General features: G+C 39.5%; 18 protein-coding genes and 1 riboswitch. Of the genes, 13 read left to right on the forward strand and 5 right to left on the reverse strand.

Annotation, left to right across the window (positions count from 1 at the left end; translation table 11 throughout):
* Positions 1-300 precede the first annotated feature (300 nt).
* The 7 genes from FHR85_RS11660 to FHR85_RS11690 all read left to right on the forward strand — a co-directional run bounded on the left by FHR85_RS11660 (position 301) and on the right by FHR85_RS11690 (position 8,368).
* Positions 301-630: a PadR family transcriptional regulator gene (locus FHR85_RS11660; protein ID WP_167263456.1), complete on the forward strand. Its 330-nt coding sequence runs from the start codon at positions 301-303 to the stop codon at positions 628-630.
* Between the two features lie 13 nt (positions 631-643).
* Complete coding sequence (locus FHR85_RS11665) at positions 644-1,456, forward strand: permease prefix domain 1-containing protein (protein ID WP_167263458.1); 813 nt, start codon at positions 644-646, stop codon at positions 1,454-1,456.
* A gap of 25 nt (positions 1,457-1,481) precedes the next feature.
* A complete protein-coding gene (locus FHR85_RS11670; RefSeq protein ID WP_167263460.1) occupies positions 1,482-2,528 on the forward strand; it encodes a hypothetical protein in 1,047 nt (348 codons plus the stop codon).
* An 89-nt stretch (positions 2,529-2,617) separates the two neighbouring features.
* Positions 2,618-2,799, forward strand: a riboswitch (cobalamin riboswitch).
* A 117-nt stretch (positions 2,800-2,916) separates the two neighbouring features.
* On the forward strand, positions 2,917-3,411 hold the full coding sequence (locus FHR85_RS11675; protein WP_167263462.1) for an acyl-CoA thioesterase: 495 nt from the start codon (positions 2,917-2,919) through the stop codon (positions 3,409-3,411).
* A gap of 254 nt (positions 3,412-3,665) precedes the next feature.
* Entirely contained in the window at positions 3,666-5,249 is a 1,584-nt protein-coding gene (locus FHR85_RS11680; RefSeq protein WP_167263464.1) for an FMN-binding glutamate synthase family protein, read from the forward strand.
* A 26-nt stretch (positions 5,250-5,275) separates the two neighbouring features.
* The gene (locus tag FHR85_RS11685) at positions 5,276-6,910 is read left to right on the forward strand and encodes an acetolactate synthase large subunit (RefSeq protein ID WP_208379676.1); all 1,635 of its coding nucleotides are present in this window, start codon (positions 5,276-5,278) and stop codon (positions 6,908-6,910) included.
* A 21-nt stretch (positions 6,911-6,931) separates the two neighbouring features.
* Positions 6,932-8,368, forward strand: coding sequence for an aldehyde dehydrogenase family protein (locus FHR85_RS11690; RefSeq protein WP_167263469.1), 1,437 nt, complete (start codon positions 6,932-6,934; stop codon positions 8,366-8,368).
* 101 nt (positions 8,369-8,469) lie between these two features.
* Here the strand turns inward: FHR85_RS11690 and FHR85_RS11695 are convergent, their stop codons facing one another.
* Entirely contained in the window at positions 8,470-8,808 is a 339-nt protein-coding gene (locus tag FHR85_RS11695) for a DUF1048 domain-containing protein (protein WP_167263471.1), read from the reverse strand.
* 19 nt (positions 8,809-8,827) lie between these two features.
* Positions 8,828-9,145: a PadR family transcriptional regulator gene (locus FHR85_RS11700; protein WP_167263473.1), complete on the reverse strand. Its 318-nt coding sequence runs from the start codon at positions 9,143-9,145 to the stop codon at positions 8,828-8,830.
* Positions 9,146-9,412: 267 nt separating this feature from the next.
* On the opposite strand from FHR85_RS11700, the gene FHR85_RS11705 reads away from it, so the two are divergent.
* Both FHR85_RS11705 and FHR85_RS11710 read left to right on the forward strand, forming a co-directional pair.
* Positions 9,413-9,865, forward strand: coding sequence for an SRPBCC family protein (locus tag FHR85_RS11705; protein WP_167263475.1), 453 nt, complete (start codon positions 9,413-9,415; stop codon positions 9,863-9,865).
* 29 nt (positions 9,866-9,894) lie between these two features.
* The gene (locus FHR85_RS11710) at positions 9,895-10,368 is read left to right on the forward strand and encodes an SRPBCC domain-containing protein (protein WP_167263477.1); all 474 of its coding nucleotides are present in this window, start codon (positions 9,895-9,897) and stop codon (positions 10,366-10,368) included.
* Positions 10,369-10,387: 19 nt separating this feature from the next.
* Here FHR85_RS11710 and FHR85_RS11715 read toward each other — a convergent pair whose 3' ends face one another.
* Positions 10,388-10,810 (reverse strand): YhfM domain-containing protein, encoded by a 423-nt coding sequence (locus tag FHR85_RS11715; protein WP_167263479.1) that lies wholly within the window; start codon positions 10,808-10,810, stop codon positions 10,388-10,390.
* Positions 10,811-11,070: 260 nt separating this feature from the next.
* Between FHR85_RS11715 and FHR85_RS11720 the strand changes: the two genes are divergently transcribed.
* The 3 genes from FHR85_RS11720 (at position 11,071) to FHR85_RS11730 (ending at position 13,865) form a co-directional block, all read left to right on the forward strand.
* Complete coding sequence (locus FHR85_RS11720; protein ID WP_167263481.1) at positions 11,071-11,559, forward strand: small multi-drug export protein; 489 nt, start codon at positions 11,071-11,073, stop codon at positions 11,557-11,559.
* A gap of 114 nt (positions 11,560-11,673) precedes the next feature.
* On the forward strand, positions 11,674-12,855 hold the full coding sequence (locus tag FHR85_RS11725) for a class I SAM-dependent rRNA methyltransferase (RefSeq protein WP_167263483.1): 1,182 nt from the start codon (positions 11,674-11,676) through the stop codon (positions 12,853-12,855).
* A 143-nt stretch (positions 12,856-12,998) separates the two neighbouring features.
* Complete coding sequence (locus FHR85_RS11730; RefSeq protein WP_167263485.1) at positions 12,999-13,865, forward strand: GyrI-like domain-containing protein; 867 nt, start codon at positions 12,999-13,001, stop codon at positions 13,863-13,865.
* A 64-nt stretch (positions 13,866-13,929) separates the two neighbouring features.
* Here the strand turns inward: FHR85_RS11730 and FHR85_RS11735 are convergent, their stop codons facing one another.
* Together FHR85_RS11735 and FHR85_RS11740 are read right to left on the reverse strand one after the other, a co-directional pair.
* Positions 13,930-14,070: a hypothetical protein gene (locus FHR85_RS11735; RefSeq protein WP_167263487.1), complete on the reverse strand. Its 141-nt coding sequence runs from the start codon at positions 14,068-14,070 to the stop codon at positions 13,930-13,932.
* Positions 14,071-14,103: 33 nt separating this feature from the next.
* The gene (locus FHR85_RS11740; protein WP_167263454.1) at positions 14,104-14,310 is read right to left on the reverse strand and encodes a DUF6007 family protein; all 207 of its coding nucleotides are present in this window, start codon (positions 14,308-14,310) and stop codon (positions 14,104-14,106) included.
* 165 nt (positions 14,311-14,475) lie between these two features.
* Here FHR85_RS11740 and FHR85_RS11745 point away from each other — a divergent pair, with 165 nt between their 5' ends.
* A complete protein-coding gene (locus FHR85_RS11745; protein ID WP_167263490.1) occupies positions 14,476-14,994 on the forward strand; it encodes a GNAT family N-acetyltransferase in 519 nt (172 codons plus the stop codon).
* The last annotated feature ends 2 nt before the right edge of the window (positions 14,995-14,996 follow it).

The raw sequence follows: 14,996 nt of genomic DNA on the forward strand, positions 1-14,996 counted from the left end.
GTCTTATTGCATCATAAATATAAGGATATACAAGGCCAAATGGCATAAGTAAGGAGTGCTCTTAAGAGAGCACCCCAACATTTGACTTAGAACCTCTTTTTTAGAATCAAAATAATGCTTACCTGCTAGTTTGCTAGATGAAAACAATTTGTAAGAGCGATTTTAATGAGTGAAACCTTAATCAACATGCATGTTCTCATATTTTAAATCTTAACGTATGGAAATTTATATGAACCCTTGTAATACGATGTATGATATTTTATACTGTAACTATATTCCAGTGAAAGGGAAGAATAAATTATGGATAAAGAAATGATGAAGGGTAACATTGATTTGATTCTGTTGTCGTTGATAGCAGAGAGGGATTTGTATGGATACGAAATGACGAAGAAGCTTAAACGTTTGAGTGATGAAGCGTACAGTATGAGTGAAGGAACGTTATACCCAGCGCTAAAAAGAATGGAACGCAAGGGTTGGGTGACTTCGTATTGGAGCGCCCCGGAAGGTGAAAGACGGAAAAAATATTACACGATGACCAAAGAAGGCGAAACCGAACTTGAGCGTAAGCAAAAAGATTGGGCATCGATTCAAAGTCTGCTTTATAAGGCTAGAAGATCGTATGACACGTAAGCTGGAGGTTTATGTGAAGCGGATCGCCGCACAGACTGACTGCAGTCGCTCTGAGCAAGAAGATCTGTATGAAGAGATGTTAACACACGTTCTAATGCGACGCGATGAAGAAATGGAAGCAGGCAAAACGGAAAAGGAAGCGGAGGAAGAGGCGATGAAAATGTTTGGGAAAGAGGCTCATATCGGAGATGGTTTACAACAGGTGATGTTTCCGTACCGCCGAGAGTTGCTGCTCTTACTTGCCTTGCTCGGTTTTTTGTTTACATTTGGAAAATATGCAATGGTCCTTGTTCAAGATCAGACAGCCCTTTGGTATCTTTTCGTCGGAATTATTGGTCATTCGATTGTACTGTTTTTCGCATTGAACCGTACTTTTGTCGTCAACCGGAAGCTTTGGCTGGCACTTGGTTTGGTACTGAACCTATTGTTTCTTATGACTCAATGGTCGACTTATTATAATTTCTCAATTCCGGCACTTCTTTTGATGTTACTGCTCAATTTGTATCTTTTGTACCGGACAGTTTTGACGTATGAGCGCCAGAAGGACCATATAGCATCCCGGCGAATCATCCATATCGTCAATATCACGCTTTCTCTAGTCGGTGGGTTAGCAGCATTGTATATTCATCTTATTGCTATGGGATTTGGCGCTCCTGCTACTATTTTGTTAAATGTGTTTATTCCTATGGCCTTATGGGCAGTGCTTTATACGGTTCAGATAAGGTTGCTTCCTCGTTATCCGAAATTAATGGTTGGAAGCTTGGTTTTGACCGTTCTCATTCTGGCGTATATGTTTTGGCCGTTCATCGTTCCATCTATCATGTGATTGTTTGATTAAGAGGAGTGAGTAAATGAATAAAAAAGGAATGTTGATTGTATTAGGTTTCATTATTATTGTGACAGCCGGTTTTGCTGCGGCGGGAGGCATAGTGGAATCCAGTCAAAACGCAAAGCCGTCTTTTACCGGCGAATACAACGTCGCATCAGATGGGCGTATCGCTTATGTGATGGAATCAGACGGCAGACAGACACTGTATGTGAAAGGTCAAGGTGCAGAAAGTCATGAAGTCTACACGGCTGAAGAATCTAAGATGTTGTGGAGTCCAGTGTTCAACGAAAACGGAGATTTTTCCGTTGTCGAAACGACCGGGTACCCAGAAGCTCCTTCTGGTAAACAAGAATTTCAGCTTGAACACAGCGATGTTCATACGATTTCCGCGGAAGGTGGAGATGTAGAAACCGTTTTACAGGCACGTGGTGTTATCACTAATCTCGTGAAGGATCCGGCACGAAAGCGCTGGATCATCAATGGTATCCATCTCAGTACGCAAGGGGAGCCGGAAGAAGGGTTCATACCTTACGCATCGGGTTTATATACGTTGAAGCCGAACGGTGATTTTGAAGAAATACAGTCGTTTGAGACGTATTCACCAAGTTCGCTGAGCATAGCAGAGAATGGGAAGAGGATGCTCATGGTGCTACCTGATGATTATGAAAATGCCACGCCGGATTCGATGTTTGAATCTGTGGAACGGATTTATGAAATGAACATCGAAAAGCCGGAGGAGATGAAGATCATATCTAATAAAGATAGTGAAGTCCCAATCAGTGAAGTGGTATGGATGGAAGATCAAAATAAATTATTATACCAGACAATCATGAATTACGGGGAAGACGGTTTGTATGAGTATGACATGGTATCGTATGATCGTGCATCTGGAGAAGAAGGGGATCGCCTTCGCATTAATGATTCCGTACAGCATGCAAAGCTCACCAGCGATAACACACTTTTGTATTATGTGAAAGAGGTGAGCGAAGCGAACCAGTCAGAATCCTATGAATTGTTCAGGTATCACCTAGAGAGTGGGGAAGAAGAAAAAGTTGAGCTTTCGCCGTAATTCCACTGACTTCTTCTTTTTGACAAATTCAATTGACAAGACGTTTGAAGTAGATATACATTAGAAGATAAGGCATAGCCTTGAATTGAAAACTGAATGCGTTCAATGGTGGCTTTATGATAAAGCTGAAAAGGGAAGACCGGTGAAATTCCGGCACGGTCCCGCCACTGTAAAGATGATTCATATAGGTGGCTCCCACTGTTCATAGAACGGGAAGGGCTATATGAAGAAGATTCTGAGTCAGGAGACCTGCCATTGGAAAGAACATTTGATCCTACGGGAGATAGGAGGGTGTTACATGTGACTAGGCCAGCAAGTGATTGCTGGACAAATTTGTATGTAATCTTAAATGCCCAAGTGCACCTTCTTTTAGGAGGTGTATTTTTTTATGGGGAAAGAGAGGAGAAATGGTGTGGAACCACTACCTATAAGTTATTCGAGAATGTCGCAAACAAGATTGGTATTACCACCAGATACGAATCATATGGATACGATTTTTGGTGGAAAAGTGTTAGCCTATATTGATGAAATTGCTGCGTTAACAGCGATGAAACATTCTGGCAATGTGGTTGTTACAGCATCCATTGATTCAGTCGATTTTATATCATCAGCACAGGTTGGTGACGCCTTAACTTTGGAAGCTATCGTGACTAGTACTGGACGGACATCAATGGAAGTGTATGTGAAAGTATTTGCTGATAATTTATTACTTGGCAAAAAAGTGCTGACCACAGAATCGTTTTTATCGATGCTGGCGGTAGATCGTGATCGGAATCCGACTGAAGTACCTGGGGTTATTCCAGAAACAGAGGAGGAGTGTCGGTTGTATGAGACTGCAAATTCGAGAAAAGAACTTCGAAAAAATCGGATGCGTTTGAAATGAAAAAACGGAAGAATATTCGATGTCTAAAATAAATTAAACGTAAATTAGGAAGTTGGCATCGAAGGATCATTTAGATTTTAATGGACATTTACCTTACAATCCAAAATAGACACAGAAGAACTGAGATCAACTCTCAGTTCTTTTTTTATATCAGCCCCTTAATTCAACAAACATTCAATTATGATGGATAAATTTAATGAAAAAGCAAAAATTACTATGTAGGGTAGGTATTTCGAAAAAGTGGAGGAAGTCATATGAATGTCGCGAACGTTTTAACGATTATTGGATTTGCATTATTAATGATTATTCTATTGGCTATTGCAGTTATTGCATTTTATTTAATCAGGGTCGATCGAACGCAGAAGCAGCATCCAATTTTACGTAATTATCCTTTAGTCGGTAGGATGAGATATTTTCTAGAACGTATTGGGCCAGAAATGCGTTCTTATTTATTTAATAGTGATAACGGGGGAGAACCTTTTTCACGTGTGGAATATGAGGATATCGTTAAAAAGGCTAAATATAAGCGTGATGTACTAGGATTTGGTTCTAGAAGAGATTTTGAAGAAGAAGGCTTTTATATACGAAATTCAATGTTTCCAAGATTAACAGAAGAGTTGAAAATGGACCGAATGACAGAAGTTTTAACTAATCGTTATTTACTGATTAAAGAGCCATTATTCACGCAAAAAGTAGAGGAATGGGAATCTGATCAATCTTTAGCTTATTTGTTAGATGAACAGGATTCGATTGTGATTGGGCCAAATACTAAGAATCCGTTTAAGGTTAAAGGCCAAATTGGGATGTCGGCCATGAGCTATGGATCATTGGGTGACCGGGCTATTTCAGCATTGTCTGAAGGGTTAGGCATTGCTAAAGGGACTTGGTTGAACACTGGCGAAGGAGGCATATCTGATTACCATCTAAAAGGTGGAGTGGATATAATTATGCAAATTGGGCCAGGACTATTTGGTGTTCGAGACCGTGAAGGGAATTTCAGCTGGGAGGCTTTGAAAGAAAAAAGTGACATTCCTGAGGTGAAGGCATTTGAGATCAAGATGGGACAGGGTGCCAAAACACGTGGTGGACATATAGATGCTGAAAAGGTCACTGAAGAAATTGCTAGAATTCGAATGGTCGAGCCGTATCAATCCATTGATAGCCCCAATCGGTTTGAGGATTACAGTGATTTTCCTTCACTTTTAAATTTTATCGATGAAGTTCGAGAGCATGCAGGAAAACCTGTCGGCATCAAAGTTGTCATAGGAAGTCGTTTTGATGCCGATGATTTAGCAAAGAATATTAAGGAGACAGGGATTTCACCGGATTTTATCACCGTAGATGGTGGTGAAGGAGGAACTGGAGCATCTTATCAAGAGTTGTCGGATAGCGTTGGGTTGCCAATTAAATCTGCGTTGCCACTAATGAATGAAGCGTTAGTGCAATATGGTGTAAGGGATCAAGTGAAGATCATTGCATCAGGTAAATTATTTTCCCCGGATCGTGTGGCGATTGCATTAGCTATGGGAGCGGATTTGGTCAATATAGCTCGAGCTTTCATGATTACAGTTGGTTGTATTCAAGCTTTACAGTGCGAATCAAATGCTTGCCCAGTCGGTGTTGCAACAACAGATCCAGAACTTCAGAAAGCTTTAGTTGTAGATGAAAAGAAACATCGTACGGCTAACTATGTCATTTCGATGCGTAAGGGGCTTTATCGACTGGCAGCAGCGACTGGGTTAGAGTCACCAACTGGATTTAGAAGAGAACATATCATGTATAAAGACGATCAAGGTCATGTTATAACATTGGATGAAATATATCGTTCAATCACATAAAACTTTTAGTAAGGATGATGGAGAAGATGAATGTATCTGAAACGATTGTGCGTTGTTTGGAAGCAGAAGAAGTTGAATACATTTTCGGTGTACCAGGTGAGGAAAATATTGATTTATTAGATGCCCTATACGATTCTGATATTGAGTTTATCGTAACGCGTCATGAGACGAGTGCGGCTTTTATGGCTGGAATTTATGGTCGACTGGCTGGTAAACCTGGTGTCTGTTTAGCAACTTTAGGGCCTGGTGCGACGAATTTACTGACAGGGGTTGCGAATTCGAATATGGACTTGAACCCAGTAGTAGCCATCACGGGCCAAGCGGGTTTGAATAGACAGCATAAAATTAGCCATCAGTATTATGATTTAATCAAAATTTATGAGCCAGTGACAAAATGGAATGCTCAAATTAAAACACCTGACATAGTGCCAGAGGTGGTTCGAAAAGCGTTTCAAGTGGCTAGTTCTGAAAAACCAGGTGCGACGCATTTCGATCTTCCAGAGGATATTGCCAGCGCAGAATATAAAGCTGAACCATTAACTGTACGAATGCCAAAACTTTCGGGTGCGAGTGAAGAGACGATACAGGAGGCAGCTGAACTCATTCAATCAGCGGAAAACCCACTTATTATAGCAGGGAACGGAATTACCCGCGGGAAAGCTTCTAACGTCTTACGATCATTCATCGAACATACGTCGATTCCTGTTGTCCACACCTTTATGGGGAAAGGAGCTTTGCCTTGGACACATGATTTAAGTCTACTGACGGCTGGTTTAGGCAGTCAAGATTATATTACGTGTGGTCTCAATGCTTCTGACTTAATTATCACCATTGGCTTTGATATAGCAGAGTATTCACCAAAAGACTGGAATCCTGAAGGGGACAAGCCTATTCTTCATATTGATACGACGAATCCTGAAACAGACGCCTTCTATCCAGTCAAAACAAGCGTGATTGGAGATATAGGGCAGAATTTATCGAAACTAAAGCAAGCACTTCCTCAGCTAGAACGCGATGTCACTTGGGCAAAAGAAGTGCGAGACAATGCGATGAATGAATTAAAGGACTATGAACAAGATTCTGGTTTTCCTGTTAAGCCACAGAGAATTATTTCGGACTTAAGGGAAGCACTAAACGATGATGATATCGTTATCTCGGATGTTGGTGCACACAAAATGTGGATGGCACGCTTGTTTCACACGGCCGAACCGAATACATGCCTGATTTCGAATGGTTTAGCTTCTATGGGAGTGGCTGTTCCAGGTGCAATTTCGGCTAAGATGGTCCAGCCAGAAAAAAATGTTGTAGCTGTTTGTGGTGACGGAGCTTTTCTGATGACAGGTGCTGAATTAGAAACGGCCGTGCGTCTTAATTTACCAATTGTCGTTTTATTATGGCGTGACGATGGCTATGGATTAATCGAATGGCACCAGATGAAGAAGTTTAACCGTGCGTCTTATATTGAATTTGGCAATCCTAATTACGTGGATTTAGCCAAATCATATGGTTTTGAGTCATTTGAGATTCAACAAGCTGAAGAATTATTACCAACGTTGAAACAAGCCATAAGCTTAAATAAACCTGTATTAATCGATTGTCCGGTTGATTATCGTGAAAACATGAAATTAACTGAGAAACTGGGCGACATTATTTGTAAGTAATGACGACAAGAGGTGACATGGATGAGAATTGGATCAATTATTAACGGGAATGAGATCAATGAAGATCAACGCGAAACTGAAGAAGTGGTCAATCCTTTTAATCAACAGACGATTGCCGAAATCGTCTTAGCGAAAGAAAGTGATTTAAATGAAGCAGTAGATGGGAGTTTTGATGTCTTTCATTCTACAATGAAGCATATGCCGGCCCATCAGCGTAGTGATATTTTGCGGAAAACGGCTGATTTATTAGAAAGTCGGCAAGAGGAGTTCGCACAAACGATTATGCAAGAAGCGGGAAAACCGATTGTGAGCAGTCGAGCAGAAGTCGAGCGTTCCATTCAAGTCCTTCGTTTTTCCTCTGAATGGGCTAAACATATCATGGGTGAATTAATTCCAATGGATGCTGCAAATGGTGGTGAGAATCGACTAGGTATGGTAAAACGAGAGGCGCTGGGAGTCGTTGGGGCCATTACACCTTTTAATTTTCCGTTAAATTTATCACTTCATAAAATTGCACCAGCGATTGCAGCTGGAAACACGGTCGTTTTTAAACCGGCTGAGAAAACGCCCGTTACAGCTTATAAATTAACGAAGCTGTTTTCTGAAGCGGGTCTACCAGATGGTGTATTGAACTTAGTGATCGGGACTGGAAGTGAAGTGGGCAGTCCTTTAACGCAACACGAAAAGTTAGAAAAAATCTCATTCACTGGAAGTTTACCAGTTGGAAAAGAGATCAGTCAGAGCGCTGGGTTTAAAAAAGTAACACTCGAATTAGGGTCGAATTCACCCAATATTTTATTTGAAGATGCTAACGTTGAACAAGCTGTGAATAAGTTAGTTAAAGGGGCTTTTACTTATTCAGGTCAGATCTGTATCTCAGCCCAAAGAATATATATTCAAGAGGGTATTTTTGATGCTGTTGTTGAACAGCTCGTTAATATGACGGAGGCGTTAGTTATTGGTGACCCAAGTGATGAATCAACGGATTTAGGCCCAATGATTAGTGAAGATGAAGCCGAACGTGCAAAACAGTGGATCGATGATGCTGTGTCCAAAGAGGCAAAAGTATTATCAGGTGGTAAACAAAAAGGCACGATGCTTGAGCCGACAGTGATGGCACAAGTCCAAAACGATATGAAAATTATCGCGGATGAAGTTTTCGCCCCAATCGTTTCAGTGATCCCTTTTAAAACGGAAGATGAAGTTGTCGAAATGTCGAATGATTCGATTTATGGCTTACAAGCAGGTGTGTTTACGAAAGATATTAACCGAGCGTTACGTGTTGCCGACCAATTAGAGATGGGAGGCGTGTGGATTAACGAAATGTCCACCTTTAGGCGAGACAACCATCCTTATGGCGGCGTGAAACAAAGTGGAATGGGTAAAGAAGGTGTGAAATATGCTGTTGAGGATATGACGGAATTGAAGTTTATTGGCGTGAATTTAGAGTCTGAATAGTCATGGAAGGAGGAGTGGTAAGCTCCTCCTTTTTCAGTTATATCTAGCATTTTCTATTAATATCGGTTAAGAAGACGGAGATACGCATGAGACGATGCAGCTTAACCTTGATCAATAGCATTGTTTAACTTTTTGCGATACTTATCTTGCCAGGACGATTCATCTTTTAAGAGGTCGTCGCAAAAGCTTGCTACATCTTCGCCAGTTAGTTTTGTTACTTGTCTGTTATGGGCTGCACCTTCTTCAAATAAGTCAAGAATCCCTTCAAAGATTCGCTTGGCACTTTTCCAATCTGACACACCACCAGTGGACCAAATATACTTTTGCATTGCTTTATAAGCGTTGTAATAGTCATGAGGCAGAGCTTTCGCGCGTGTTTCCATTGCTCGCCATTCGCGTTTGTCATTTAGACTCCCAACCAACTTTTCAAATATACTCATCATGATTCTCCTTTCAATTTTAATCTTTGAGTTTATTAATCGTACTCGAAATAAATCCCCACTTTTCCCAAAAATCGTTTAGATGCTTATATCCTGCTTCGTTTAGTGTGTAAAACTTTCTTGGCGGCCCTTTGGTTGAAGGTTTTTTCTCGATATTGACGAGATCGTTTTTCTCAAGTCGCATCGTAATCGTATAAACGGTACCTTCAACAATATCTGTAAAACCGAGCTCACGTAGTTGCTGGGTGATCTCATAGCCGTATGTCTCACCACGGCTAATGATTTCAAGGACACATCCCTCAAGTACGCCTTTCATCATTTCTCTGAAGTTATGCATAGTGACCTCCTTTCAAGGTGTTAATCGAAAAGTTATTTATGTTTTCACTATTCCGTAATACTTACTACTAGTATATAGTAATACAGAATAGTGAAAGTGTCAAATTTGTTTTTAATGATACCAGTGTGGGTAAGTCGACTAATATACATTCCATACATTCGGTGTTGCACGAGTTGGGTTAGGGTGATGAGTATTGCATGAGAAGCTAGTATGACGCTGGTCATGCTTTGTGCTATACTCATATAAAAGGCTAGGGGAGGCGCTTGTATGAGTATCACATTTGATGTGGAACGAACATTTAATGTATCGCAGCAAACCGCGTATAACAGTTTGATCGACCTAGATGCTGCTCATCATTGGATGCATGGTTTGGTGCGAATGGACCGATTAGATGATGGCCCGATTAAAGTCGGTAGTGAATGGAAAGAAACGAGAAAGATGTTTGGTAAGGAAGCTTCGGAACATTTTGAAGTGATGGAGTTACAAGAACCGGAGAAAATTGTGTTACGTTGTGATGGTTCAAAAGGATCGACGGGTAAAGGGGAATATATTTTTACGTATACGGTGGATTCAGCTGGTGACCAATCACAGGTAACCCTTCACGGAGAGATTAAGGGGTTAACAGGCTTATCGAAACTCTTTGGAAAGCTCATGGCTGGGTCGTTTAAGAAAGCGTGTGCGAAAGATTTAGATGCGTTAAAACAGTATTTAGAAAACTAAAGTTAAGACATGTGAATGGAGGATTAGTCATGAGTGAATATGGCACATTAGAAGAAATCGATGGCGGTTACGCTCTAAAATTTCAACGCTATTTCCCATTCGAGGTGGAACACGTTTTTGACTACCTGACAAAGTCAGAGTATTTCTCAGCATGGTATCCATTTGCAACGGGTGAGATGAATCTTCAAATTGGTGGGAAGATTATGTTCGATGATGGTGAGGGCTCGGTTTATGAAGCGGTCATTACAGAATTTGATCCACCTAATAGATTTAATTTACGTGAAGGTGATGACCTTCTACATATGCAGTTGGATATGAAGAGTGATGGTTGTCAACTGGATTTCACGCATATTTTTGATGATCGAACCTATGCGAAATATATGGCAGCAGGATGGCATCGTTGTCTTGATGCATTAGGTTTGATGGTGCATGGTAATCCAGTTGAATGGCCTGAGAATGGTGCGGAACTCCGTGAAGTATATGAGGAGCAGTTTGATTTGTAACAACTGTTGATTGTTGTTTTTACTCTACCTCAGATAAATGTATTTCAGTAATGGTCTTAAACAGTTTTTCAGATTCACTCTTGCCTAATTGAACATATTTTCCACCTTCTATAACAAGTTCCACCATATCTTTGTTTGGGCTAATCCATAGGTGATAAATCAACTCCGATTGTTCATTGTTCCCTTCGAAACTGAACTTGTAATGTGGAGGGTAAGCCATACTTACCTCCTTATTTTCCCAACTGGCGCTCTCAAGTATATCTTTGGCTGTCTGGACTGTCTCTTTTTCGGTTATTTCTTTGAAATATTCATACTTATTTTCTTCTCCGACACGCTTTTGCACTAAAATCTTATCACCCTCAATTTCAATCCCATTTGAACAACCTGCAATTAACATTAGAAGCATACTAATAAATGGAATTAAATACTTGTAATGTTTCAAGATATCACTCCCTTAATAAATTAGACGATATTATTGTGTGAAAGTTTCAAAATATTTCTACGTATTATATCATATCTTTAAAAAAACAATCTTAAAAAACAGTCTAAAATTAAATAAACGACTATTAGGGCTGATGTTGTCATAAACAATATCAGTTCTTTTACTATGAATAGATAACTTAGCAGTTCAAAATTCTACCAAACAAAAAAGGTGATTATTTTTAGATTATAGAATTATATTTAGAGAGGGGTGAATGAGTTTTGTTTAGAGAAATGGTTCAAGATATCCTTAGTTATTTGAATGGTGTTAATGAACTCATCCAGACGATCGGTATCTTTATATTATCGTTAATTCCGTTTGTGGAATCTCCGGGCGGTGCAGCCGTTGGGGTTCTGGTAGGACTCCCGGTTATGTGGGCTTTAGTCATAAGTGTAATCGGTAACTGGTTGTCTATTATGGCGATCGTCATACCATATAATGCGTGGCTTTTTCGATATCGAAATTCTGATCAAAGGGGATTTATACATAGAAGAACCAGTAAAGCAAAAGCTAGATACGAAAAGTATGGGGTTCCAGGTGTGGCTCTCCTTGCTCCTTTAATTGCCTCTGGTCATATCGCAGCATTTGGATCTTTAGCTGCTGGTGCTAGTAAACGAACGGTCGTCTTTTGGCATGTCATTAGTATTATTGTATGGGGTGTGATTGGAGCAACGTTAGGATTCTATTTAAAAACTGATGTCTTGTCTTGAAATGACTATTAACTAACGTTTTAAAAGCAAGCTAAACCTCTTCTTATTAGTTTTTACTTTTAATTCTCTATGTGGGATAATAACGTGAGAGCATGAGAGGAGACGGTTAATCACATGATTGAATTAGTTATTAAGCCAACATTTGTAAAACAGTTTCAACATAAATTCCCATTGATTCATAAAGAAGCGGTGCAAAACATGAATGATCTCAACAATGAAGGGGAGCTCGTTCATTTAGTGGATGGGAACAGACGCTTTATCGCGAAAGGTTATTATGGTAATCAAAATAAAGGGTTAGGATGGGTATTAACCCATAACAAGGATGAATCAATCGATAAGACCTTCTTTCGGTCAAAGATTTTGGCAGCGATTAATAAACGTAAAGCATTCTATGAGGATCCAAATACAACGGCGTTTCGTTTGTTTAACGGTGAAGGAGACGGTATTGGTGGCCTAACCATTGATTATTATAATGGCCATTATTTGCTTAACTGGTATAGTGAAGGCATTTATGCGTTTAAAGAGCTGATCGTGGCGGTGCTAACGGAATACGGTGAATGTGTATCGATTTATGAGAAGAAGCGATTTGATACGAAGGGATCGTATATTGACGATGATGACTTCGTTTACGGCGAACGACCAGAATTCCCGCTCATCATTCAAGAGAATGGTATGAACTATGCCGTTGATTTAAATGATGGGGCAATGACAGGTATTTTCTTGGATCAGCGCGATGTGCGCCAGGCGCTTCGGGATCGTTATGCGAAGGACAAGCATGTGCTCAATACGTTTTCATACACTGGTGCATTTTCAGTCGCAGCCGCATTAGGTGGTGCAGAGAGTACCACGAGTGTCGATCTCGCCAAACGTAGTGAACCGAAAACCATTGAGAATTTTAGCTTGAACGGCATCGATTTAGAACAACAATCAACATATGTCATGGATATTTATAGTTACTTTAAATATGCGAAACGACACGGGCTCAATTACGATACAATTGTTTTAGATCCACCGAGCTTTGCGCGTAATAAGAAAAAGACATTTTCTAGTGCTAAGGACTATCCATCACTTATTAAAAATTCAGCAGAAATTATCAACAAAAATGGTGTCATTGTCGCTTCGACGAATAATGCGTCATTCGATATGAAACATTTTAAAAAGTTAGTTGATCAAGGATTTAAAGAAGCGGGTTTATCTTACCAAGTAAAAGAAGAGTTTGGCTTACCGAGAGATTTCACCACGCATAGTCTTTATAAACAGAGTGATTATCTAAAAGTCCTTGTTTTAAAAGTTTGATTATAGTCACACCCAAGAAACTGATGTCGTGAAGATCGATATCAGTTTTTTATTAGCCTCATCCGACATAATTGATCACTAAATGTCGAGTCTTTAATCATAGGCTTTGATACGATTGAAATATGGAAAGGAGGGGGTGCCCAGTGTTAAAGGAATTAAATGATGTTATTGAGTACATTGAAGATCATTTAACAGATGATCTATCACTTGAGCATGTTGCGGGATATGCTGGAGTATCTGATTATCATTTTCGTAAAGTATTTTTCTATTTAGCAGGATTGACTTTAAATGAATATATCAAATACCGAAAACTATCTGAAGCCAATAAAGATTTATTGAATGGAGAACGGGTTACAGATGTCGCTTTTAAATATGGCTATCAATCTGTCGATGGTTTTACACGAGCGTTTAAGAAGTGGGCAGGGTTTTTACCATCTGATGTGAGTCATCAAGGCTTCAGTAAAGCGTACCCCAAACTTTCCTTTGTGATTTCAGTCAAAGGAGGTAATGAAATGGAATTTAGAATAGTTGAGAAGCCGGCGTTTAACTTAGTTGGTGTTAGTAAGTGTGTTCCGATGCAGTTTGAAGGCGTGAATCAGGAAATTGTAGAATTAGCTGAGAGTATAACTGAGGAACAGCGACAAGAAATGCGGGAATTACAAAACATCGAACCGTTTGAAATCGTCAATGCTTCGTATGATGCGGATGCGCAATTTCAAAAAGAAGAAGGAGATTTAACCCATTTAATCGGAGTACTGACCACTCGAGAAGATGTAAGTGAACAATTAGATCAAGTGTTTGTGGATGCCTACACATGGGCAGTGTTTCCGAATGAAGGGCCGTTCCCGTCGACGATGCAAGATACCATGGCCAAAACACATTCAGAATGGTTACCGTCTTCTGATTATGAGTTAGTTAACGCCCCGACATTTTCGTTTGCTAAGATGGATGATGAAAAGCAGGGTTATGCTTATAGTGAAATCTGGCTTCCGGTTAAAAAGGTCAAATAACGAATAGGCTACTTATGAGCTTGGTAGAACAGATATTGTACCAAGCTCATTTTTTCATGAAATTTTAATGCAACCAAATTCTAACTAACCACAGAATTCCTCGTACCATATACTTGATTGGGATTAGGATTAGCTCAGGAATAAATAACAAGACGTCGAACCAGTTTTCAAAACGGTTTCGACGCTTTGGTTCATTTTCACTCACGTTAAGTCACCTCATCCTAAATTTAAACGTTAATTAGTTAGCTCTGTTCTTAAAATAATTCACTGTCGAATGAACAGCCATGACTAATCCGAAACTAAAAAACACGACGATGACTAAGTTCACGAAAATACTCCAAATATGATCGTCTGGCAAATACGCGAATAAGAAAAACATCGGGATTAAAAAGATAAAATCTAATATACCCATACGATTGAATACATTGGTTAATTGACTATCCATAGATACCGCTCCAATTGCGAAGTATGATTATCTTAATAATTTGAATCATTATAACATAATTTGGAATAAAACGTGATAACCTAATCAATCCCATGATATGATGTTTATTATAGTATAAAACAAAATAGGTGACATTTTTGTAGAAAAGTTTAAGGAGTTGTACTAATGAGCGAACAATTATCGATTCAGCCACTTCAAAAAGACGATCTTGATTTTCTATATCAAATGCGAATCAACTCAGATGTGATGGACTATTGGTTTGAAGAACCTTATGCATCGAAAGCACAAATGGTTAAATCTTACGAAGCAAATCTTGAGCAAGATTCACACCGGTCGTTTATCTTATATCATGGTGAAGAAAAAATCGGGTACTTAGGGTTATTCGATATCGATTGGCGACATCGTCATGCTGAATTTGCGATCATGATTGATCCAGCGTTTCAAGGGAACGGGTATGCGACACGCGCAACAGAATTTATGATCGACTATAGCTTTAACCAATTGAATTTACATAAGCTGTTTTTGTATGTGGCTCAAGCGAACGAAAAAGCAGCCTATATTTATGAAAAAGTCGGTTTTGAGCGAGAAGGCTTCCTAAAACAACACTTTTTTATTAATGGTCAATACTGTGATGTGATCATGATGGGGTTGTTGCGTGAAAATGTTATTAATAACGAAAACTAATT

Origin of the sequence: Alkalibacillus almallahensis, from assembly GCF_011761495.1 — a bacterium.
Lineage (GTDB): Bacteria > Bacillota > Bacilli > Bacillales > Alkalibacillaceae > Alkalibacillus > Alkalibacillus almallahensis.

Coding starts and splice junctions, on each gene's coding strand:
- FHR85_RS11660 (WP_167263456.1), top strand. CDS start 301: ATGGATAAAGAAATGATGAAGGGTAACATTGATTTGATTCTGTTGTCG.
- FHR85_RS11670 (WP_167263460.1), top strand. CDS start 1,482: ATGAATAAAAAAGGAATGTTGATTGTATTAGGTTTCATTATTATTGTG.
- FHR85_RS11675 (WP_167263462.1), top strand. CDS start 2,917: ATGGGGAAAGAGAGGAGAAATGGTGTGGAACCACTACCTATAAGTTAT.
- FHR85_RS11680 (WP_167263464.1), top strand. CDS start 3,666: ATGAATGTCGCGAACGTTTTAACGATTATTGGATTTGCATTATTAATG.
- FHR85_RS11685 (WP_208379676.1), top strand. CDS start 5,276: ATGAATGTATCTGAAACGATTGTGCGTTGTTTGGAAGCAGAAGAAGTT.
- FHR85_RS11690 (WP_167263469.1), top strand. CDS start 6,932: ATGAGAATTGGATCAATTATTAACGGGAATGAGATCAATGAAGATCAA.
- FHR85_RS11695 (WP_167263471.1), bottom strand. CDS start 8,808: ATGAGTATATTTGAAAAGTTGGTTGGGAGTCTAAATGACAAACGCGAA.
- FHR85_RS11700 (WP_167263473.1), bottom strand. CDS start 9,145: ATGCATAACTTCAGAGAAATGATGAAAGGCGTACTTGAGGGATGTGTC.
- FHR85_RS11705 (WP_167263475.1), top strand. CDS start 9,413: ATGAGTATCACATTTGATGTGGAACGAACATTTAATGTATCGCAGCAA.
- FHR85_RS11710 (WP_167263477.1), top strand. CDS start 9,895: ATGAGTGAATATGGCACATTAGAAGAAATCGATGGCGGTTACGCTCTA.
- FHR85_RS11725 (WP_167263483.1), top strand. CDS start 11,674: ATGATTGAATTAGTTATTAAGCCAACATTTGTAAAACAGTTTCAACAT.
- FHR85_RS11740 (WP_167263454.1), bottom strand. CDS start 14,310: ATGGATAGTCAATTAACCAATGTATTCAATCGTATGGGTATATTAGAT.
- FHR85_RS11745 (WP_167263490.1), top strand. CDS start 14,476: ATGAGCGAACAATTATCGATTCAGCCACTTCAAAAAGACGATCTTGAT.